Raw genomic sequence first — 20,423 nt, 5'->3', positions numbered from 1 at the left:
AAGATGACCCTGCTCTTCGCCGCGACGACCGCGGTCTGCCTGCTGGTGCTCGTTGCCATCGCAGTCCACACCGACCACCATTCCCGCACGAACGATCTCGACAACTCTGTCAGCCACCGCGCCGACGGCCTCGCCCGCACCCTCTTCTACGATGCGGTCGGCACGCTGCGGACCGACTCGCTGCCGGAGGACGAACTCGCCCGCAGCGCCGAAGCGCTCGGCATTCTCGAGGCACTCCCGAACTCCGGACCTCGAATCCGCTACGCCTACTCCTCCCAGGCCGCCCTGCCAGCACAGCGGGAACTCGACGAGATCTGGCGGGAAGTCAAACGCGACCAGGAGACCATCCTGGTCACTACCTCCGCAGTCAACGGGCGTGCGTATCGCTGGGCCGCGGCTTCGGTCTGGGACAACGACAGGATCGGCGCCGTCGTCCTGGTCGGAGCCGACCCTTCGCAGGGCGAGGCGGATCACCAGCGGCTGATCCAGTGGCTGGCCCTGTGCTGCGCGGCACTCGTGCTGGTTGCCGCGGCAGTGGGCCACCTGTTGACCGGGCGTGCGATGCGCCCCGCTCTTCGGGGACTCGAGCAGCAAGAGCAGTTCCTCGCCGAAGCTGCCCACGAACTGCGCACGCCACTGGCCACTTTGCGCTTGGTGGTGGAGGAAGGCAGCGCCTCACCGCAACGGGCGCCCGCGGCGTTGGACCAGGCAGTCCGGCTGGTCGATCGGCTTGGCCGACTCGTCACCGGGCTGCTCGCCCGCGCCCGCATGGAAGCCGGCACCCAGGAAGTCGAACTCGGCCCGCTGCGCCTGGACCAGCTGGTCGAACGGACCATCGCGGAACTGCCGGACTCCACCGGAGTCACCGTCACTACCGCCGAGGTTGTGATCGTCGACGGGGATTCCGGGTTGCTGGCCCAGGCGCTCCGAAATCTTGTGGAGAACGCCCTACGACATGGCGGCGGCACCCCGGTCGAGGTGAGTGTCACCGCTGGCCGGGTCGTTGTGCGTGATCACGGCCCCGGCGTGCCGCCCGAGGACCGTACCCGGGTGTTCGAGCGGCATGTCACCGGCACTGCGAGCACCGGTACCGGCCTCGCCATCGTGCGCTGGGTGGCCGAGCTGCACGGCGGCACCGCCCGGCTTTCCCAGGCTCCCGGAGGCGGGGCATTGGTGGAGCTGCTGTTGCCAGAGTGCACGAGCCGCTGACGCGCCCGGGCAGGATCGGCCGCCCTCGTGCCGAGGCCACCTCATCTTCATCTCATGTTGCACCAGAAAGGGTGGAGCCATGTCCGCCCTTTCACTTCGCCTCGCGTGGAGCTCGCATTCCACCGCACTCGTTGTCACCCTCGCAGCATGCGCCCTGCCCACCGATGTGGCCGCCCAAGCCAGCCCACCCGCGATCCGGGTCGATCAGGTCGGCTACATCGTCGGGCAGGCAAAACAGGCCTTTGTTATGGGTTCGGACGCGGAACTGAGCCGAGCCGGCTACCGGTTGGTCGACGACCAGGGCACCATCGTGGCCACCGGCCAGGTCGGCGGGCGCACCGGCAGCTGGAACAGCAAGTATCCGGCCGTCCGCACCGTGGACCTGTCCGGGGTCGACACCCCGGGCAGCTACCGACTCGAGCTCACCGGCTCGGCATCCGGGCGCTCCCCAGAGTTCCGCATTGCACCCGCCATGGACTTGCTCACCCCGCTCGTCGAGAACAACGTTCGCTTCTTCCGAACCCAGCGCGACGGTGCGGATGTCCTGCCCAATGTCCTGCACCGCAAGCCCGCACATCTGGCCGACCGCCGCGCAACGGTCTACGCCACCCCGCGGTACAACGAGGACGGCACCGCACTGCTCGACGGGAAGCTGACCCCGGTGAGTGGTCCAGTCGATGTCTCGGGCGGCTGGTCCGACGCTGGTGACTTCCTCAAGTTCACCCACACCACCGCCTACAGCACCGCCGATCTACTGCTGGCCCTACGTGCCGCTCCGCACACTGCGGGCCTGCCCGAGGAGGTCGAGCAAGGATTGGCCTGGCTGGACAAGATGTGGGAGGGCAAGAGCGGCACTCTCTACGCCCAAGTCGGTATCGGTGCCGGCAACGACCAGATCCGTACCGACCACGACGTCTGGCGGCTGCCCGAGACCGATGACGAACTGGACGTGCAACCGGGTGACCCGGACTACCTGATAAAGAACCGGCCGGTCTTCCGGGCCAACGAGCCCGGCGCGCCGATCAGTCCCAACCTGGCCGGCCGCATGGCAGCGGTCTTCGCGCTCGCTGCGCAAAACAGCGCCAATAGCGATCGAGCCGCTGCCAAGTCCTGGCTGGACAAGGCCGCCGCCATCTACACCCAGGCCGACACGTCACCCGACGGCGAACTGATCACCGCTTTCCCGCACAACTTTTACCCCGAAGACTCGTGGCAAGACGACATGGAGTTCGGCGCCACCGAAATGAGCCTGGCCGCCATGGCATTAGGCGATGCACGAGCTGGCGACTGGCAGCAGCAGGGCACCCACTGGGCGAAGCAGTACATCGACTCCGACACCAAAGGCACCCTCGGCGTCGCCGACGTCAGTGCACTCGCCCACGCCGACCTGCTCACCGTTGTTAAGGCAGACAGCCAGAACGGCGCAGAACTACAAAGTGACCTGCGCCGCCAATTGGACGACGGAGTGAGCCGGGCCGCCGAGGACCCCTTCGGAGCAGGCGCGGTATACACCGACTTCGACTCGGTACCGCACACTTTCGGCCTGGTCGCCACCGCACAGCTGTATGGGAGGGCCACCGGCGACCACCGCTACGACGAGTTCGGCGCGCAACAGCGCGGCTGGGCACTGGGCGCCAACTCCTGGGGCAGCACCTTCATGATCGGCGCAGGCGAGGTCTACCCGCACTGCCCGGAACACCAAGTGGCCAACCTCGGTGGCAGCCTCGACGGCACGGGCGAGATCCTGCGAGGAGCTGTGGTCAACGGGCCGAATGCCGCAGAAAAGCTCGACGAACTCAATACTTTTCCGACGATGAAGCGCTGTTCCTCGAACCCTGGTATGGCCTGGACCGACTTCGACGGGGGCAAGGCCCGCTTCATCGACGACGTGGGCGCCTGGCAGACCGTCGAACCCTCGATCGACTTCACCTCCACCGCAATGCTGGCCTTCGCCTTGTCTCAGGGGTGAACCGAGCCGCAATCGACAGCACACCACCCAAGGTTGTCGACACCGACCCTCGACAACCGGGATTCGAACGGGCTCAGCCATATCCGCATACGCCCGATTCCCGGCGACTGCCTCGGTGCAGAGGGGCAGCTTTTGCCGGTGCCAGAATCGTTGATCAGGCAGAGCGGCAGGCTCTTTCGGACCCAGTCGCAAGTGGCCAGGAGTATGGATGGCGGCGGATCGACGTTGGGGTTGGCTTCGAAATCGAAGGCGCGCATCGACTTGTCGCGCGGGAATCCAGCGGCGCGGATGCGGCGTTCGGAGCGCGCCGGGCGTGATCGTCGCCCTCGCCCAGCAGCAGTTCGGCCAGAAATGCTCGGTAGGACATATGTTCGTGCGAAGCCGTATCGGCGGTCTCGCTGAATTGGCTGCGGATGGTCGGTAGCCGCAGCACTCGGCAGGCGGCAGTTTCAGCATTGCGCGGAGTGAGGGCGGGGGCACGGTGTCGCGCTGGTCGGCGACCCCGCCCCGAGCGCCCCTGCGCCGTCCATCGTCCACGATCCCATGAGTTGTCTTTAGGCCCTGTGGTTGGGGACCAACGACAGCCGTGCCCGGCCGGTGCGGATTTCTAATCTACCGGTAACCGGATCAGCGGAACCGAAGGGATACGCACAGGAAGGTAGCGACATCACATGTCCGCCAACGCCATCAACCCTCCCGTCGTGGTCGCCATCGACGGCTCCGAAACCGCGGCCGAGGCCGCCCGCTGGGCCGCCGTCGAGGCTGTTCACCACCGCGCGCCCCTGCACATCGTGCACGCCATCGGCGCCCAGGTCGACTTCGGACCGAACATCTCGATCGACCAGATCGACTATGACGTGTATCGACAAGAAGGTGCGGCCGCCGTCGCCGCGGCGAGTGAGTTCGCCACAGCGGCCGCCGCACCCGTCGGTGACCTCGACATCGCCACCTTCGTCGTCGAGGCGCTGCCGATCCCGGTTCTGCTCGACCGATCGAAGGACGCCCGCATGCTGGTCGTCGGCACCCGCGGTCTGGGCGCGTTCCGCCGCGGCCTACTCGGCTCGGTCAGCACCGCCGCGGCCCGGCATGCGCACTGTCCTGTGGCGGTCATCCCCGAACCCGAGCGCTACTCGGTGAAGCGACTGCTGGGCCCGGTGCTGGTCGGCGTCGACGGCTCCCCGAGCAGCATCCGCGCCATCGAGATCGCCTTCGATGAGGCCGTTCATCGCAATGTCGCGGTGCGGGCGGTGCTCACCTGGACCGAATTCAACCGCTACATCCCCAGCGCGGACATGCAGGAAGCAGCCGAGGAACTGCTGTCCGAAAGCCTGGCCGGTTACGCGGAGAAGTACCCGGACCTCGAAGTACAGCGGGTGGTCGTCGAGGATCGACCGGCCAGACGCCTACTAGCCGAATCGATGGACACGCAAATGATCGTCGTCGGCAGCCATGGCCGCGGCGGCTTCGCGGGCATGACGCTGGGCTCGGTCAGCCAAGCCGTCCTACACGCCGCCGACTGCCCACTCATCATCGTCCGCGCGCAGAGCTGAGCGGTCACGTCCCGGTAGTGCGGGAGAACCCCCCGGAACCCTGACGGTGATCCGGGGGTCTGATCTTGGCACGACCGCGGGTCTTGCACGTCACCGTTGCGCGTTCAGGGCGGCGTCCAACAGCACTCGGCGTTCAGCGGCGGCCACCGTACGGCGGACCGTGTCGATCGCGTCCGGGTTGACCGAGATGGAGGTGATGCCCATGCGGACAAGGTGTTCGGCAAAGTTGGGGTGGGTGGAGGGCGCCTGGCCGCACAGCGAGGAGGGGATGCCGTGGGCGCGGGCGGTCTGCACGATCTGTTCGATCATCGCCAGCACGGCTGGATCGGCCTCGTCGAAAACCTCCGCGCACAACTGCGAGTCGCGGTCCACACCGAGAACGAGCTGGGTGAGGTCGTTGCTGCCGATGGAGACGCCGTCGATGCCGAGGCCGATGTATTCGGGTAGCCAGTGCACGACCGAGGGAACCTCGGCCATTACCCAGCGATGCAGGCCGCGGGCCCGTCCGAGCGGGCTGGCGTCGACGAGCTCGAGGCATGCCTCCAGTTCCCAGCGGGTGCGCACGAACGGAATCATCAAATGCACGTTCGGGTACTGCTCGCGCACCCGAGCCAGCGCGGCCAACTCTAGCGCGAACATCTCCGGCTCGCGGATGTAGCGGAAACAGCCCCGATATCCGATCATCGGGTTGTCCTCCACCGGCTCGTACTGCTCGCCGCCGGTCAGTCCGCGGAATTCGTTGCTGCGCAGGTCGGTTGCGCGATAGATCACCGGACGGGGCGCGAAGGCCGAAGCAATCCCGCCGAGCGAGTCGGCCATCCGGGTGACGAAGCCTTCCTGCTCGCCGCGCGCGATCAGGTCGTGCGGGTGCCGCCCGCCGAGCGCGCTGGTCAGCAGGAACTCGGCGCGAAGCAGTCCGAGGCCGTCCACGTCCTGTGCCGCAACGGCTTCCGCGATATCGGGCATGGCGAGGTTGGCGTAGATCTTGGTGGCGGTGGTGACCCTCGCCCGGGGCACGGCAGCCACCTCGACGGCACGGACCGGCCGGGTGACCGCGCCCGCGACGACCCGACCCCTTCCGCCGTTGACGGTGACGATCTGCCCGTCCACGAGATCCTTTGTCGCCGTTCGGGTACCGACGACGCAGGGCACCCCCAGTTCTCGGGCGACGATGGCGGCGTGACAGGTGACGCCGCCGCTATCGGTGACCAGTGCCGCGGCCTTGCGGATGGTCGGCACCCAGTCCGGCGTTGTCATTTCGGCGACCAGGATCTCCCCGTCCTGCAGCAGCTGCCCCTCGGACGGGCCGGCGAGTACCCGAACGGCACCACTGGCCACCCCCGGTGCGGCGGCCAACCCGGTCACCAACGCCGTTCCTTCGCCCGTGTCGGTGTGCGGCGCTTGCACGGTACCGAGGGTGGTGATCGGGCGGGCCTGGACCAGCCATATCCGATCGCCCTCGATCGCCCACTCCACATCCTGCGGTCTGCCGTAGTGCTTTTCGGCCGCCATGGCAAGCCGGGCGATAGCGCGTACTTGCTCGTTATCGAGTGCCCGCCCCTGGTCGTCCGCATCGACCTCGATGGTCCGGTCGCCAGCTCCATCCACGCTGCGGACGATCGCGAAGCCCTGTTTTCCGGTATGTGACTCCAGAATTCGCAGATCCTCCTTGGCGAGAACGTAGTGGTCGGGCTCGACGGCTCCGGAGACCACGACCTCGCCCTGCCCGCGTGCCGCCTCGATCACGATCCGGCTCTCGTCGCCCGTCCCCGGATCGGCGGTGAACGCCACCCCACTGCGTTCCGCAGCGACCATCACCTGCACCACGACGGCCATCGCCGGTTCACCGGTGAACTTCCGTTCGGCGCGGTAGGTTTCGGCACGCGGACTGAACAGCGACGCCCAGCAGGAGCGCACCGCCTCGACCACATCTGCAGCGCCGCGCACATTTGTCGCCGTCACATTCATCCCGGCGAACGAAGCGGAGACGCTGTCCTCCCCGGTGGCCGAGGAGCGAACCGCGACCAGCGCGGGCCCGTCCGCGCCACCGAGTCCGTCGTAGGCGTGCACGATCTGTGCTTCGAGGTCCTCGGGCATGCCCGCCTTGGCCACCAGCGCATGCAGCCGGTCACAGCGCTGGGCGAGTTGGGCGTGGTCACCGACAGCGGCCAGCGCGGCGCGATGCTCCGCGGCCAGATCATCGGCCACCCCGCTGCGCCGCATGGCTTCCAGATAGCCCGAGCGCAGCACGATGAACGCTGCGGGCACGGGCAGCCGCGCAGCGGTCAGCTCCCCCAGATTGGCGCCCTTGCCGCCCGCCTCGACCTCGTCGGCCAGTCCCATAGCGGCGATGTCACGTACAAAGTCCATGCCTCGACTGTGCGCGGCGGCGGGCTCCGGCAGCGAGAGGACAATGCCGACCGGCTGGCGGCCGAAAGTCCTTTGTTCCGGTCGTACCACCCGCCGCTGCTCAGTCGCTCACCAAGACGAGGCGGCGAGCGGCAATCCTGCGCCTCAGCGAGAATCACCGCACGGACGACGCGAATTCCGAACCGTGCGCCTCCGGACCAACCGACAGCCGCCGTGAACCGGCCAGCAGCACGCAACCCCGGTCGCCTGGGCCATTACCCAGTCACAAGGGGTGCACCACGTCGGCAAGTGCGCGGCGCGGGGTCATCGGAACCGGCTCGGCGCTGGTGGCCGCCCAGCCGATTCGGATGATGACCTGTGGGAATCCACTGTCGGACAGCACATCCGCACGTACGAGATCACGAGTGCCCGGCAATTCCAGCGGTTCGGTGAGCGGACAGGTCGCCAGGCCGAATCCGGTGGCGGCCAGCAGTACCGCACTGGTGGCTTCCCCGGCGCGCAGTCGGGACAGCGGATCATCGGAGGCGGTGTGCACCAGCAGCAGGGCGCCGCCGTCGTCGAGATCGTGGATCACCGCCTCGGTCAGCGCGGAGCTGTGGAACTCGCGGGTCAGCGGATCGGTGGCGACCACGGCATTGCGTGCGGGCACTCCTTCCGCGGCCGCGTGTCGTCCGCTCCACTCGGCCAACTCGGCCTGATAGCCGCTGTCGACGAGATGCTGGCGCGACGCATCCTTGAAGGCCCGCACCAGCCCGATGCGGGTCGAGCCACCGGGAATCTCACTGACCAACACCCCCTCGGCGATGCCCGCCCCGATGATCGCAGCGATGTGCGCGGCCGGAATCTCCCACGATGTGACCCGCCGCCGGTCGGTACGGCGCTGGCTGATCGCGCGGGCCGCCTTGACCATATCGGCGTCCGGTATCACCGGAGCGAACTCGATAGCCGCAAGATGGTCGGGCTGGGCCGGATTCGGGAATCGATGCACGACGGTGTCCCATCCGAACGAGCGCGCCGCCACCCGGAAGTGATGCAGCGCTGCACCGCAACTGATCATCAATTCGCGCCGATCCGGATCGGTCTGCGGCAGTCGACGGCTGTCGTCGGCGTACAAGTGCACCGTGGTATCGCCGACGCGCCACTGCCAAGGCTGGGTGTTGTGCACCGACGGCGCGCGCACGGCCAGCGCCAACGCGGCCCGCACGCTATCGGCATCAGGATGCCTACTAGCCATTGCTGTTCCTTGTCCTCGACGCCAACATCTGTGCCGCTACGGTCGCATTCGCCGATGTCGGCGCCAAAGAGGCCAAAGGCCACAACTCGATGGCCCGGTGACCTCTTCACCGATCACAACGCGCCGGGCAGATGCAGCGTCGAACTCGCCCCTCGCGCCCACGGCACTCGATCAGGTCGACCGGACCGGCGCTGTTGGCCCCGAACTCCGAGACCGTCCGGCGCGACTCGCGTGTGACCGCGGCATCGAACGATTTGTCGCCGAATCGATTCCGGCGAATACCAGGCTGATGCGGTTCGGGGCCGACGCGAACCGAGCGCCGATCGTGATCAGCGGGCCGTGGCGATCTCCGTGGCGTCGAATGGATCCAGCACGTCCTCGACCGCACGCCGTGGTGCGGGCGGCAGCGCCGCGAGACCGGTCGGCAACCAACCGATCCGGATGACTGCCTGCGCATGCATGGTGTTGTCGAGTACACCGACGCGAATCTTCTTGCGTAGTTCGGGGATCTCCAACGGCTCGGTCACCAGGCAGGTGGCCAATCCGATGTTGGTCGCCGTCAACAGCATCGCGCTCACGGCTTCGCCCGCACACAGTCGCGCCAGCCGGTCATCGGCTGTCGTGCCCAGCACCAGCAGCTCGGCATAATCGGGTTCGCGCGTCGGGTTGACCAGTCGATGCTGGGCAAACGCCCGGGCGGGAACCCTTTGTGCAGCCAGTGGCGGCAGAGCGTTGAGCGCCGGGACGCCGCGCACTGCGTCGTGTCTGCCGCTCCAGGCGGCCAGCTCGAATTGATAGTTCGGATCTCCGGAATGTTGCCGTGCCGCGGCGCGCATCGCTTCGACGAGCTGATCGCGCGATCCGTAGGCCGCTTGGCGAACGATGCCGCCGTGCACCCCGGCGCGTTCGGCGAGCAGACCGAGATAACCGGGCGGGATGGGCCGGGAGCTGTAGTGCCTGCGGTCGGTCTGTCTGCGGGTGATCGCGGCGCTCAGCGCGGTATCGGTCATGGTCGGCCGATGCGGCACGAGTTCGATCGATGCCAGGTGGTTCGGATTCACCGCATCCGGCAGTCGCTGCACCACGGCCGACCATCCCAGCCCTGCGAGCGCGATGCGCAGGTGGTGCAATGCGGCGCCGCAGCTCAGCACCAGGTCACGTTGATCGGGATCGGTCGATGGGAGCGCTCGCGCCGGATCGAGGTAGAGGTGCAGGCCGCGGTCTCCGATCCGGAACCGCCACGGCTGTGTGTTGTGAACCGACGGCGCCCGCACGGCGAGCGCGAGCGCCGCCTCGATGATGTGATAGTCGGGCAGCCTGTCGTTCATCGTCGTCCCTCCGTCCCTGTCTCGTAGTGAATATCCACGCTGCCATCGGCGACCGATCGTCGGTAAGGGCAGGACGGCACCTTCTCGTGGGACTTCTGCAGCAGTGCGTCAACCGGGTCTGACAGCTGCGAAAGTCCCTTCACCTCGGTGACCTTCGGCCATCACCTGGCCGGGCCACGATGCGAAATCCTTGGAACACCACGATCGAGCACACCGAAGGGTTCGCGCCATGCCCGGATTCGCCGCACCTGCCGAGCTACGGGAGACCCACACCGGACTGGTTGTGCTGTACGGAGACCGGGCCTACAAGGTAAAGAAGGCGGTCCGCACCGACTTCCTCGACTTCAGCACACCGCAACTGCGCGAGCACGCCTGCGCTAGGGAACTCGAATTGAACAACCGCCTGGCTCCGGACGTATATCTCGGCCTGGCCCATCTCAGCGACCCCACGGGCTCCCCCGCTGAGCCCGTGCTGGTCATGCGCCGCATGCCCGAAGACGGCCGTTTGTCCAACATCCTGGCCGACCGGGCGAAGAGCATAACGGAGCTATCGGCGCTGGTACAGGTGCTGGCAAGCTTCCACGATAAGGCCCGTCGCGGACCGGAGATCGATGCGGAGGGCACCGCGGACGCGCTGCGCCATCGGTGGCAGGTGCTGCTGCGCAGTCTTGCCGAACAGCGGGCCGACGTCGCCGACCCGGATCTCCTCGACCGGATCGAGCGGCTCGCGATGCGCTACATCGACGGCCGAGAACCCTTGCTGGACAACAGGATCGCCGCCGGACACCTCGTGGACGGGCACGGTGACCTGCAGGCCGAGGACATCTTCGAACTGCCCGACGGCTTCCGCGTCCTGGATTGCCTGGACTTCGACGACCGGCTGCGTTACGTCGATCGCCTCGACGACCTCGCATTCCTTGCCATGGATTTGGAGTTCCGCGGGCATACCGAACTGGGCCAGCGGCTGCTCGACGACTACCAGCGGATCACTGAGGATCCGGCGCCCGCCTCGTTGCGTGACCACTACATTGCCTATCGGGCGCTCGTGCGCGCGAAGGTGGACGCCATCCGATTCGGCCAGGGCGAGTCTGCGGCCCGCGACCGTGTGCACCGGCACCTGCGGCTCGCGCTGGGCCACCTCGAGCGGGCCGCCGTTCGTCTGGTGCTGGTCGGCGGATCGCCCGGAACCGGGAAATCGACCGTTGCCATAGAGCTTTCGGCGAGCACGGGAGCGGTCGTGCTCTCCAGTGATCATGTGCGCAAGCAGCTACGGGCCAGCGGTGAGGTCACCGGACCGACCGGAACCTTCGGCACCGGAACGTATTCCGCTGCCGGTAAAGCTCGTGTCTACACCGAACTGCGGAGCCGGGCCCAAAAGCTGCTGGCCCTTGGCCGTTCGGTGATCCTGGATGCGAGCTGGATCGACGCGGACGAGCGGCAGCGAGCGGCCACACTCGCGGCCGAGACAAACGCCGACCTGCTGCAATTGCGGTGCCACTGCCCGCCCTCGGTGGCGGAACGCCGCATCCGTCTGCGCGCCGACGGCGATTCCGATGCGACCCCCCAGATTGCCGCCGACATGTCGGCCATCGCAGCGGTCTGGCCGCAGGCCACACCTGTGGACACCGAACTCGTGGTCGCCGCCACCGCCGCCGCGGCACTGCGCGCGTGGCACAACACTGTTCACACCGAACAGGTAAGGGACTTCGGTCACCAATCAGGGGTCGAACTCCGTCCCGCGATCACCGGCAGCACCCTACGCTGAATGAATGTTGCACGGAGACACAGCAGAATGACCAGAGTGTTCCTGGTGGACGACCACCACATTGTGCGTCGCGGAGTGTCCGATCTGATCAGCGCCGAGCCCGACCTCGAAGTCATCGGTGAGGCGGGCACCGTATCCCAGGCGATGGCGCGCATCCCGGCCCTGCGCCCCGACGTCGTGGTCCTCGACGTGCGCCTGCCCGATGGCAATGGCATCGAACTATGCCGCGAACTGCTGAACCAGCAACCCGAGCTACGGTGCCTGATCCTCACCTCGTTCACCGACGAACAGGCCATGCTCGACGCCATTTTGGCCGGGGCCCGCGGCTACGTGGTCAAAGACATCGACACCCTCGAACTGATCGATGCCATCCGCGAAGTCGGCGCGGGAAAATCCCTGCTCGACAACCGGGCCGCCGCCGCGCTCATGGCGAAACTGCGCGAGGAAGCCACGTCCAAGTCCGGGCCGCTGGCCACGCTCACCGACCAGGAACGAACGCTGCTCGAACTGCTCGGTGAGGGGCTGACGAACCGGCAGATCGCAAGCCGCATGTTCCTGGCCGAGAAGACCGTGAAGAACTATGTCTCCCGGCTGTTGACCAAGCTCGGCGTCGAACGACGCACCCAGGCCGCGGTGCTGGCCACGAAGCTCAACCCGGCACACAAGGAGGAATGAGCAGGCACCCGCAGCATCTCGAGACCTGGAATCGAGCACCGCCGTACGAAGAGACATCGCACTGCCGTAGACCGGTCCCGATGCCTGCCCACGATGCGACCGGGATCCGCACTCACTCGGGCCTACGCCGCAGTGATTATCTTGATCACCGCAGCTACAAGTTGGCCGTCGGGATCGCTGAGACGCTGCAAGGATTTGCGATCCACCAACAGGGATCCAAGCGTGAGGTCTACGAATTCGGCACCGACCTGCTCGACTGATCTGCGCCCTTCCGGCTCGAACCACGTCCACGCCCATTGCGCGGCACCGAAGATGAGCAGGCTCCGGACGCTCGTGTCGACGGGCCGGAACTCACCTGCCGCAGTGCCCGCCTCGAGCAAGCTGTGCAGGATTCCGATGTATTGCCTTCGCAGCTTGCGGCCCTCGGAGTTCTCATCCTGCAGCGCGAACCGTGCGACCTCGCGCTGGAATGCGATAGTCCGATTTCGATCGTGCACCTGATAGAGGATGGCCGCGTACAACAGCCCGGTCAGTTGCTCGGTGGGCGTAGAAAACTCCGACACAATTCGCTCGGCCTCATCGATGCGACGCCGCATATAGGCAAGATGCAGAGCGTCCAGCAACCGCGCCTTCGTGCCGTAATGATGCACGATCAAGCCCTGGGAGATGCCCAACTCACTTGCCACACCACTGAAGCTGGTGCCGTCGTAGCCCTTCTCGGCAACATGGCGCGTGAAAATGTCGAGAATCGCGTCCGACTTGCCCGGTCCCGCCGCACGCCTACTCACCCGATCCCACCCCTCCTCGTCCAAATTTCCGGACACTCTAGCACCCACCGACTGCCCAACCCGGTCGTTGACTGAGTGCGCAGTCAGTACTAGCATTGTGCGCCGAGTCACAGCGACGTACTTCGTTGCGTCAACCAGCAACCTCGAATCAGTCGAGCAATCAACTATGAAACAGCACGTCTATCCCGCTGAGGCGGTCATCGAACAACGAGCGTCCGAACTCCACATTCGAATTTGCGCCCACGGCCTGTCGAACCTGCTCACTACGAGTAGCGGCCAGCGTGTCGGCGTCGCCGACCAGCGGTACGCGCCGCCCACCGAAATCATCACTTGCTCGAGGGCACCATCCGATCTGCGCTTCGCATGACCGGCCTTTCTGACGACGCCGCCATCATCTCGACGCGCATCGCCCGAGGTGGCGACCACGACAGCCTGCTCATAAAGGACTATCCGGCACGCCTGAAACCTCGACCCGCGATGAAGGACATGTGATGACCGAGGACGCGGGTATGGCGGAGGCGCGGGAGGATCCGGTGAATGATCCGGCATTTCTGCTGTCGCCGGATCGACTATTGGCCGCGATTGCCGGGCGTCTTGCCGAGCCGTTTCCGCTGATCGCGTGGGCGAGGGAACTGGGCGATCTACATGCCGCCCTTATTTCGGCGGTTTTGAATCCTCGGCGTCCGCCCGACGTCACCGAGGCAGCCCTGCATGCGGATATTTCGAAGGTCATCGACAAGATCAATTCTTGGGCGGTGTTCTACGTCCGCCATAGCCGGTGCGCCCGTCGCCACACGCACTCCTTTGGTGAGGTGATCAGCCATGTCGCGAAGACCTATGCCGAGGCGTGGTGGACGGTGCTGCACTCCGACTGCGAGGAGCTTCGGCACTCGGCGTGGGTCCATCTCGGCGAGGTCCGTGAAGGCTATGCGCAACTCATCGGTGACATCCGGACAGGCCGCGTCCAACTCCCACTCGGATGGCGAGGCATCCGACATACCCGACAAAACGACAGCACTTCGACAGAACCGGAAACCGGCAGGGATGACGAGTCAGACGGTGAGCTGACCGAGTTGGCGCAGTAGCTGATCGGCGGTGCGCGCGTTGCGGTATGCGACGTATGCGGCCCATGCCCAGCCGACGATCGACACGGCATACCAGTACGGCCGCCAATCTGTCGGATGCAGGCCGCCCCCGAGTCCAGTGGCGAGCAGCGCCATGAATAGCGCGGCGAGCCCGGTATAGAGCACGCGCTGGCGCGAGGCTGCATTTTGCGCCTGTTCCAGGCGCGGGATCCATGATTCGGCGGTCGCGTCCGGGGGTAACTGGCGGGCCTTCAATGCGCGGCCGATTTCACGATTTGTGCCGCTGTCGGCAGATTCGAACTCTCGGACAGCACGCATATATCGCCATACGAACACAGATACGACAACGACCGGTACGAGCACGATGATGGTCGCGACCATGATCACCTACCCGCAGTGTGGGCAAGATGGTCGAAAACTCCGTCCGCGAACCGCCATTGGAGATGGATCGTGGTGAGGTTGACAGCCGAAGCGGCGAGCGCGAGCAGATAGACATAGAGCAGCACATTGCTCGCGTGCGGATTCGTTGCGATCTCGGTGATCAGCAGCGCCGACCAGAGCGCGGTGAGTGCGATGAACAGACCACGCACCCATACCGGACGCACCCGAGCGTGAACGAGATCGGGCATCCGCTCCTGCGGCCCGTTCGGGAGCTGCGCCAGGCTGCGACGCCGCTCCGGAATCACCAACCGGCGCATCAGGAGCCCGGCGATGACTGCGGTCAGCGCAATGACAGCGATGAGATGCAAAGGATACCTGTCTTTCCTCGGGTGAGATTTCGTCGGCCAGCACGAATAGATTCCGTCACGTGCGCAGTCGGCGATAGCAACCCATGGGTGGGCATTGCCTCCACCTCGCTCTTCGGTCTCGGACCATCGGCCGAACACCGCCTACCCCAACGCTGCAGGTCACCCGCGGGGTTTCGGCTCGACGATCGGCAGATCCTCGCCTTCTCGCACGACGACACGAGTCCGGAACCGCCGACTGATGTGCTCGATCGTGGTGCACAACCATTGCGCGTCGACCCGGGCGGCCCGCTCGAGACGCATGCGCCGCACCCGAAACGGCAGCAGTCGCAATGCCGCCGGTCCATCACCGGGATGAATTGACGCGAGATACAACAGCCTCAGGTCGGTTCGGTAGGACTTATAGCCCCCGATGCCTTCATAGTCGTTGATGATGTCACCGCAGCCGTACAGGATCAGCCGGTCACGATAGATCTCGATCGGGCGGGGATGATGCGAGGAATGCCCGTGTACGACATCGATACCGGCATCGATCAACCGATGCGCGAACTGTATTTCACTCGGCCCCACCCCATAGCCCCAATTCGGCCCCCAGTGCACGGACACGACCGTGATATCTCCGGTGTGCTTGTGCGCCAACACCTTTGCTGCGACGTCGTCGGCCGACGAGTCGTCGATCAACCACACACCCGGCCGGTCGTCGTGGGCCGCCCAAGATCCGGGAACACCACTCGACCGCGCCGCGATGGCCGCGATCACGGCCCGATGTTCGTTGCGGAGGGGCAACACCGTCGGTCGCAGCGCGGTTTCGGCGTCGGCTCCGGCCCCGACGCCGTGGATACCCGCGGTCGCCAGTGCGTCGAGGGTGTCTTTCATTCCGCGGCAACCGAAATCGAGGATGTGATTGTTGGCCAGCGCGCACACGTCGGGCCGAATCACGGTGAGCGCCGGAAGGTTGTGTGGATGCATCCGATAGTGAACACCCTTGTAGTCGGCGAAGTCGCCGTCCGCGGTGATCGTGGTTTCCAGGTTGAGCAGCCGGATCTCGGGTGCGAGCGTCTCGAGCATGGGCAACGCGTCACCCCACGGCCAGCCGAAGTCCACGGGGTGCGGGATCGGCCCGTTCGCCCGCTCGGCCAGCTCGACGTAGATACGGGCGTCATCGACGTGCGGTTCGCGCAGTGTCGCGTCTCCGGGATGCGGCAGGATCTGATCGACGCCACGACCCAGCATGACGTCACCGCCCAGCAATACGGTCACCGGATCAGAGTCATCGACCACACCGAACCACCCACTGCCGTTCCGTCGGCACCACCACCATCGCACCGACCCGATCGGACTCCGAGAGTCCGAGGGCCTCGTGGCGGATGAACGAAGCCACCCAGCACGGACGTTCTCCGCGCTGCGCCGAGATCTTCTTCCCCCGTGCCGGGCCAGGATCGATGGTGCATCACCCCCGTTGCATGCGAGCTCGCTCCAGCAGTTCCGCGATCCCGTGTTCGATGCCCTCGGCGATCAGATCGATATCGGGGGTGGTGTCGTAGTCGCCGGTGATGCCGAAGGTCAGTTGGTCGGTGTAGCTGAGGATCGCGATGGTGGTGCGTAGTCGCATGGCGATCGGGATGCACGGGAGGATTTCCAGGATCTCGTGGCCCTGTAGCGATAACCGCCGCCGCGGACCGGGCACATTTGTGGCCAGGGCGCTGACTCCGTGCTGGGGGTAGTGCATTGCCAGCCGCAGGGTCCACGCGATGAGCGCGAACGGGACCCACCCCGCCATCGATAGCAGGGACTTCTCGGCCTCCGCCGACCCGCTCGACCGGTGTCGTGACATGCGCTCGTGGACGGCGTCGAGCCGCTCGACCGGATCGGAGACCTCGATCGGCAGATACGGCAGCATGGCCGAAACCCGATTGTCGAGAACATATTTCGCGTCCTCATGGCGCATCGACACCGGGATCAGAATGCGGATCTTGTCGGCGGTCGGTTCCTCGCCGCGCTTGTGCAGCACGGTTCGGTAGGCCGATGCGATCGCGGCGAGGGCGACATCGTTGACGGTCACGGCGAACGCGGCACGGATCTCCCCGATGTCCGCCAGCGATGTCCGGGCGACGGCATAGCGCCGCTGTCGGCCGATCGGACCGTTGAAGGAGGTTTCAGCGGTCGGCGTCACGGCCGCGTACACGACCGGAATCAGGGCACGCGCCGTGTCGACGGCCAGTCGCGGTGCCGCAATCGACAAGCGAATGCCATGGGCCGCCAGTCCGAACACACTGATTCGCCGGGGCGGCCCGGTGCTCGCGCGCGGTGCACTGGTGCCGGATTCCGGATCGCAGAAGCTCTCGAACAGGCCTATTCCGGAGATTCCGTCCACCATCGTGTGGTGGGCCTTGATCATCAGCGCCCAACGGTTGTCTGTCAGATGTTCGACGACGACGCATTGCCACAGCGGGTGGTCGCGGTCGAGTCTTTCCTCGAGTTCGGTCGCGATCAGTTCGCGCAGCGCCGCCTCATCGCCGGGTGCCGGTAGGGCCGTCCACCGGAGGTGATGTGCCAAATCGAAATTCGGATCGTCCTCCCATACCGGCGCGGTGAGATCCAAGGTGGCCCGGCGCACTCGCTGGCGGAGCCGGATATTGCGGTCCAAGCCGCTGGTCATTGCCGCGGTGAACTGCTCGCGCGTAGGCACCGGACCAGCGAGGATCGCCACCGCAGCGATTCCGAGGCTGATGTGGCGGTCGGTGTCTTCCAATTCCATGAAACCCGAATCCAGCGGGCCCAATCCGGTCATCGCCGATGCCTATCCCGACAGCCGCCGAGGCCCCGCCATCGGCTGGGAAACTGCCTACGACAGCAATTGTCCGATCCGGGTCGGCCTCGAGGTGAGATGCCAAGGTAACCGGGGACGGTGACGTTGGCCCTCCGTACGACGACCGCCGTTGGCTCAGCCCATCGCCAGGTCGCGGCGACGGAACGCAAGCAGCGCGGCACCGAAGGATCCCAGGCCGATCGCCGTGACCCAGAGTGCGGGCGCGAGTGCGAACTGCTGCATCGGTACCCGGGCCAGCGCGTGGAACGGGCTCAGCTGCAGCGACCAGTTCGGCGCCTTCAGCGCGCTGCCCAGTGCGTCCCACAGGAAGACGGTCGCCACCAGCGCGTAGACAAAGGCGACCGCACGCGGCGCCACGCCGAGCACCGCGGCGGTGACGCCGACGGTGACCAGGATGAGTGGCAGGCTGTTGGCCGCCGCGGCGAACAGCGAGCCGATGCCGACCCGCACGCCGGTCGCCGCCGCACCCGTCCAGATCGCTGCCGCCGCGATCACGCACACCGCCATCGCCAGACCGACGGCCAGCAGTGCCCGACCACACAGCCAGCCGATGCGCGAGCGCGGCATCGCAAGCACGATCTCCAGCCGTCCCGAGGCTTCTTCACCGCGCGCGGCGACCAGCAATGTCACCGCAAGCAGCGCTGCAATCAGTTGGATAAGGGAATAGAACGCGGCGATGAAGCCGTCGACGGCGATCTTATCGCCGAAGAACTGGGCATATACCGGTGCGCGGCGCAGGAAGTCCAGCGCGGTCTTCACCATGGCGCCCATCAGCAGTGCGTAGATTGCCGTGCCGACCAGCCAGAAACCCAGATGCGCCGCCTCGTCGCGCAGCGCCGCCTGCCACGACGCACCCAACAGTGCCCGGCGGGCCGGTCTGCTGTCGCGCACCGGCAGCACACCAGCTCCGATGTCCCGCATCGCCAGTAGCGGCAGCGAAATCACCATGGGCACAACGATCCCCACTGCGATCACGGTGAGCACCAGCGGCGACGGCGTGGCGGGTGGACGCAACAGTTCGAACCAGCCCAGCGGCGTCACCCAGCGCAGCCACGGAATTCCGGCGCCGATATCGGCGGGTGCGCGCAGGATGAAGGCGGCCACCAGAATTCCCGCGGCCAGCAGTCGTGCCGCCCGGACGGTGCCCGCCAGCTGACTGGTCAGCGCCGCGATCGCCGCGAAAAGCAATGCTGGAAGTACCAGCTGGAGGCCGAGTTCTACACAGTTGGCGAAGGTGACCAGATGCTGTGCGACACCGTCGGCCGCCAAGGCGGTCACACTCACCGCGCCGATCACCACGGCCTGCAGCGCCGTGGCGGTCAGCACCGCCGCGAACCACCGCCGCCGCGGCTGCAGACCGCTGAGCACCAATTCGCCACGGCCAGCGTCCTCTTCGCCGCGCAGCGCCCCGGTGGTGATGATCGCGGCCCACATCGCCATGATGATTCCGGCGAAGGTCATATTGCGCCACGCGACCCAGCCCGCCGGATCTGCGATGTCATAGGGGTAGCCGTACAGCACCCGAAGTGCGGTGTTGTTGACGAACGGCCCGAGTATCGCTGTGCGCGTGGCCTTGTCCGGGAATACCGAGACGAATGCCTGTAGCTGCGCGGTGCACAGCACCGCCATCAGCACCGTCAGCACGAGCAGCGACATCCGGTTGGCGCGCAGCCTGGCGCCGACCATGACCGCCCAGCCGCGCACGGCCGCGTTCATCGGTCCGCCTCGGATGCGATCCGGTCGGGATCGGCGGTCTCGTGGTGATAGTGGATGAGGAAGATCTCTTCCAGGCTCGGTTCCCGGCTGTCGAGGGTCACCACCGGCATACCGGCGAGTGCGGCGAGCAGCGGTCCCATATCACCGCGCACCCGCAGTGCCAGCTGATGATCGGCGCGGTCGGCGACTTCCACACCATCGAGACGGCGAAGCGGTTCGATATCGACATCGGGCTCGGCGAAACTCACCTCGACGCTGCGGGCCGACAGATGCCGCAGCTGGGCCATCGTCCCCTCATCGATGAGCCGACCCGCGCGCAGGATGCCGACCCGATCACAGACCGCCTCGACCTCGCTGAGCACATGAGAGGACAGGAAGATCGTCTGACCACGTGCCTTCGCCTGGGCGACGGTCTCCCGGAACGCCGCCTCCATCAGCGGATCCAGCCCGGAGGTCGGTTCGTCGAGGATCAGGATCTCGGCGCGCGTGGCGAAGGCCGCCACCAGCTGCACCTTCTGCCGATTGCCCTTGGACAGGGCGCGGATCTTCTTGTCCGCGTCGAAATCGAACCGCTTCATCAGCACGTCGCGGTAGGCGCGATCGCATCCACCCCGCAGATTCGCCAGATAGTCCAGCGTTTCGGCGCCGGTCAGCGCGGGCCACAAGGTGGGCTCGGAGGCCACATAAGCACAATGCCGATGCGCCGCGACCGGATCCGCCCAGGCATCGCACCCCGCAATCCGCGCCGTGCCCGCAGTCGGCCGATGCAGCCCGAGCAGCACCCGGATCGTCGTCGTCTTCCCGGCCCCGTTCGGCCCCAGAAACCCATAGATCTCACCCCCGGCAATATCCACATCAAGCCGATCCAGCGCCAGCGTCCGACCGTATCGCTTCGTCAACCCCGTCGCCTCGATAACACCCACAACGCACCTCCCTCCACCCCCGGATGCCACCCCCATTCTCGACCCACCCGCCCACCAACCACCACGACCCATCAGTCGAGAATGCGCTGGTGTTGGTGCGTTCTCGACGTTTACCTGCATGAACGCATGGCGATCGCTTGTCCAGGGGGCTGGTGACGCAGGGGCTGCTGGGTGGAGGTGGGCTAGGTTGTGTGTCGAAGTGAGCTGAGGGTGGCATCGCTGTGCGGTGCCACCC

18 protein-coding genes are annotated in these 20,423 nt (G+C 66.3%); 7 read left to right on the top strand and 11 right to left on the bottom strand.

From position 1 onward, the window contains the following. Positions 1–3 precede the first annotated feature (3 nt). On the top strand, positions 4–1,209 hold the full coding sequence (locus ABZW16_RS05520; RefSeq protein ID WP_354952508.1) for a HAMP domain-containing sensor histidine kinase: 1,206 nt from the start codon (positions 4–6) through the stop codon (positions 1,207–1,209). 79 nt (positions 1,210–1,288) lie between these two features. After that, positions 1,289–3,178 carry a glycoside hydrolase family 9 protein gene (locus ABZW16_RS05515; RefSeq protein WP_354952507.1) on the top strand — a complete coding sequence of 630 codons (1,890 nt, stop codon included), beginning with the start codon at positions 1,289–1,291 and terminating at the stop codon, positions 3,176–3,178. Here the strand turns inward: ABZW16_RS05515 and ABZW16_RS05510 are convergent. Next, on the bottom strand, positions 3,169–3,435 hold the full coding sequence (locus tag ABZW16_RS05510) for a hypothetical protein (RefSeq protein WP_354952505.1): 267 nt from the start codon (positions 3,433–3,435) through the stop codon (positions 3,169–3,171). The genes ABZW16_RS05515 and ABZW16_RS05510 overlap by 10 nt on opposite strands. 414 nt (positions 3,436–3,849) lie before the next feature. Here ABZW16_RS05510 and ABZW16_RS05505 point away from each other — a divergent pair, with 414 nt between their 5' ends. Further along, positions 3,850–4,728 (top strand): universal stress protein, encoded by an 879-nt coding sequence (locus ABZW16_RS05505; protein ID WP_354952503.1) that lies wholly within the window; start codon positions 3,850–3,852, stop codon positions 4,726–4,728. Positions 4,729–4,818: 90 nt separating this feature from the next. Here ABZW16_RS05505 and ppsA read toward each other — a convergent pair whose 3' ends face one another. From ppsA to ABZW16_RS05490, 3 genes are all read right to left on the bottom strand, one after another. Then, on the bottom strand, positions 4,819–7,098 hold the full coding sequence (gene ppsA / locus ABZW16_RS05500; protein ID WP_354952502.1) for a phosphoenolpyruvate synthase: 2,280 nt from the start codon (positions 7,096–7,098) through the stop codon (positions 4,819–4,821). Positions 7,099–7,360: 262 nt separating this feature from the next. After that, positions 7,361–8,332 carry an NAD(P)H nitroreductase gene (locus ABZW16_RS05495; RefSeq protein WP_354952500.1) on the bottom strand — a complete coding sequence of 324 codons (972 nt, stop codon included), beginning with the start codon at positions 8,330–8,332 and terminating at the stop codon, positions 7,361–7,363. Positions 8,333–8,661: 329 nt separating this feature from the next. Next, positions 8,662–9,660: an NAD(P)H nitroreductase gene (locus ABZW16_RS05490; protein WP_354952498.1), complete on the bottom strand. Its 999-nt coding sequence runs from the start codon at positions 9,658–9,660 to the stop codon at positions 8,662–8,664. A gap of 229 nt (positions 9,661–9,889) precedes the next feature. Between ABZW16_RS05490 and ABZW16_RS05485 the strand changes: the two genes are divergently transcribed. Together ABZW16_RS05485 and ABZW16_RS05480 are read left to right on the top strand one after the other, a co-directional pair. Beyond that, complete coding sequence (locus ABZW16_RS05485) at positions 9,890–11,425, top strand: AAA family ATPase (protein ID WP_354952496.1); 1,536 nt, start codon at positions 9,890–9,892, stop codon at positions 11,423–11,425. Between the two features lie 27 nt (positions 11,426–11,452). Beyond that, entirely contained in the window at positions 11,453–12,100 is a 648-nt protein-coding gene (locus ABZW16_RS05480; RefSeq protein WP_354952494.1) for a response regulator transcription factor, read from the top strand. Between the two features lie 122 nt (positions 12,101–12,222). On the opposite strand, the gene ABZW16_RS05475 is transcribed toward ABZW16_RS05480, so the two are convergent. Beyond that, positions 12,223–12,924, bottom strand: a complete 702-nt coding sequence (locus ABZW16_RS05475) for a TetR/AcrR family transcriptional regulator (RefSeq protein WP_354952492.1) — start codon at positions 12,922–12,924, stop codon at positions 12,223–12,225. A gap of 294 nt (positions 12,925–13,218) precedes the next feature. On the opposite strand from ABZW16_RS05475, the gene ABZW16_RS05470 reads away from it, so the two are divergent. Both ABZW16_RS05470 and ABZW16_RS05465 read left to right on the top strand, forming a co-directional pair. Next, positions 13,219–13,380 carry a hypothetical protein gene (locus ABZW16_RS05470; protein WP_354952490.1) on the top strand — a complete coding sequence of 54 codons (162 nt, stop codon included), beginning with the start codon at positions 13,219–13,221 and terminating at the stop codon, positions 13,378–13,380. Next, positions 13,380–13,973 carry a hypothetical protein gene (locus tag ABZW16_RS05465; RefSeq protein WP_354952488.1) on the top strand — a complete coding sequence of 198 codons (594 nt, stop codon included), beginning with the start codon at positions 13,380–13,382 and terminating at the stop codon, positions 13,971–13,973. Before ABZW16_RS05470 ends, ABZW16_RS05465 begins: the two co-directional genes overlap by 1 nt. Here ABZW16_RS05465 and ABZW16_RS05460 read toward each other — a convergent pair. The 6 genes from ABZW16_RS05460 to ABZW16_RS05435 form a co-directional block, all read right to left on the bottom strand. Then, positions 13,941–14,354, bottom strand: a complete 414-nt coding sequence (locus tag ABZW16_RS05460) for a hypothetical protein (protein ID WP_354952486.1) — start codon at positions 14,352–14,354, stop codon at positions 13,941–13,943. The two genes, ABZW16_RS05465 and ABZW16_RS05460, sit on opposite strands and share 33 nt — an antisense overlap. 2 nt (positions 14,355–14,356) lie before the next feature. After that, positions 14,357–14,722, bottom strand: a complete 366-nt coding sequence (locus ABZW16_RS05455) for a hypothetical protein (RefSeq protein WP_354952484.1) — start codon at positions 14,720–14,722, stop codon at positions 14,357–14,359. 159 nt (positions 14,723–14,881) lie between these two features. After that, positions 14,882–16,000, bottom strand: coding sequence for a CapA family protein (locus tag ABZW16_RS05450; RefSeq protein ID WP_354952482.1), 1,119 nt, complete (start codon positions 15,998–16,000; stop codon positions 14,882–14,884). A gap of 169 nt (positions 16,001–16,169) precedes the next feature. Beyond that, positions 16,170–17,510 (bottom strand): wax ester/triacylglycerol synthase family O-acyltransferase, encoded by a 1,341-nt coding sequence (locus ABZW16_RS05445; RefSeq protein ID WP_354952480.1) that lies wholly within the window; start codon positions 17,508–17,510, stop codon positions 16,170–16,172. Between the two features lie 153 nt (positions 17,511–17,663). After that, a complete protein-coding gene (locus ABZW16_RS05440) occupies positions 17,664–19,265 on the bottom strand; it encodes a hypothetical protein (RefSeq protein ID WP_354952478.1) in 1,602 nt (533 codons plus the stop codon). Then, positions 19,262–20,224: an ABC transporter ATP-binding protein gene (locus tag ABZW16_RS05435; RefSeq protein WP_354952476.1), complete on the bottom strand. Its 963-nt coding sequence runs from the start codon at positions 20,222–20,224 to the stop codon at positions 19,262–19,264. Before ABZW16_RS05435 ends, ABZW16_RS05440 begins: the two co-directional genes overlap by 4 nt. Between the last annotated feature and the right edge of the window lie 199 nt (positions 20,225–20,423).

Source organism: Nocardia sp. NPDC004604 (assembly GCF_040609795.1).
GTDB lineage: Bacteria > Actinomycetota > Actinomycetes > Mycobacteriales > Mycobacteriaceae > Nocardia.
Note: the sequence above shows the minus strand (reverse complement) of the source record. Positions and strands in the feature narration are given on the sequence as shown.

What these genes read in the sequence shown, in the direction of transcription:
- ABZW16_RS05465 (WP_354952488.1), top strand. Translation starts at nt 13,380, where the DNA reads ATGACCGAGGACGCGGGTATGGCGGAGGCGCGGGAGGATCCGGTGAAT.
- ABZW16_RS05515 (WP_354952507.1), top strand. Translation starts at nt 1,289, where the DNA reads ATGTCCGCCCTTTCACTTCGCCTCGCGTGGAGCTCGCATTCCACCGCA.
- ABZW16_RS05520 (WP_354952508.1), top strand. Translation starts at nt 4, where the DNA reads ATGACCCTGCTCTTCGCCGCGACGACCGCGGTCTGCCTGCTGGTGCTC.
- ABZW16_RS05490 (WP_354952498.1), bottom strand. Translation starts at nt 9,660, where the DNA reads ATGAACGACAGGCTGCCCGACTATCACATCATCGAGGCGGCGCTCGCG.
- ABZW16_RS05460 (WP_354952486.1), bottom strand. Translation starts at nt 14,354, where the DNA reads ATGGTCGCGACCATCATCGTGCTCGTACCGGTCGTTGTCGTATCTGTG.
- ABZW16_RS05485 (WP_354952496.1), top strand. Translation starts at nt 9,890, where the DNA reads ATGCCCGGATTCGCCGCACCTGCCGAGCTACGGGAGACCCACACCGGA.
- ABZW16_RS05435 (WP_354952476.1), bottom strand. Translation starts at nt 20,224, where the DNA reads ATGGGGGTGGCATCCGGGGGTGGAGGGAGGTGCGTTGTGGGTGTTATC.
- ABZW16_RS05480 (WP_354952494.1), top strand. Translation starts at nt 11,453, where the DNA reads ATGACCAGAGTGTTCCTGGTGGACGACCACCACATTGTGCGTCGCGGA.
- ABZW16_RS05505 (WP_354952503.1), top strand. Translation starts at nt 3,850, where the DNA reads ATGTCCGCCAACGCCATCAACCCTCCCGTCGTGGTCGCCATCGACGGC.
- ppsA (WP_354952502.1), bottom strand. Translation starts at nt 7,098, where the DNA reads ATGGACTTTGTACGTGACATCGCCGCTATGGGACTGGCCGACGAGGTC.
- ABZW16_RS05440 (WP_354952478.1), bottom strand. Translation starts at nt 19,265, where the DNA reads ATGAACGCGGCCGTGCGCGGCTGGGCGGTCATGGTCGGCGCCAGGCTG.
- ABZW16_RS05495 (WP_354952500.1), bottom strand. Translation starts at nt 8,332, where the DNA reads ATGGCTAGTAGGCATCCTGATGCCGATAGCGTGCGGGCCGCGTTGGCG.
- ABZW16_RS05510 (WP_354952505.1), bottom strand. Translation starts at nt 3,435, where the DNA reads ATGCGCGCCTTCGATTTCGAAGCCAACCCCAACGTCGATCCGCCGCCA.
- ABZW16_RS05445 (WP_354952480.1), bottom strand. Translation starts at nt 17,510, where the DNA reads ATGACCGGATTGGGCCCGCTGGATTCGGGTTTCATGGAATTGGAAGAC.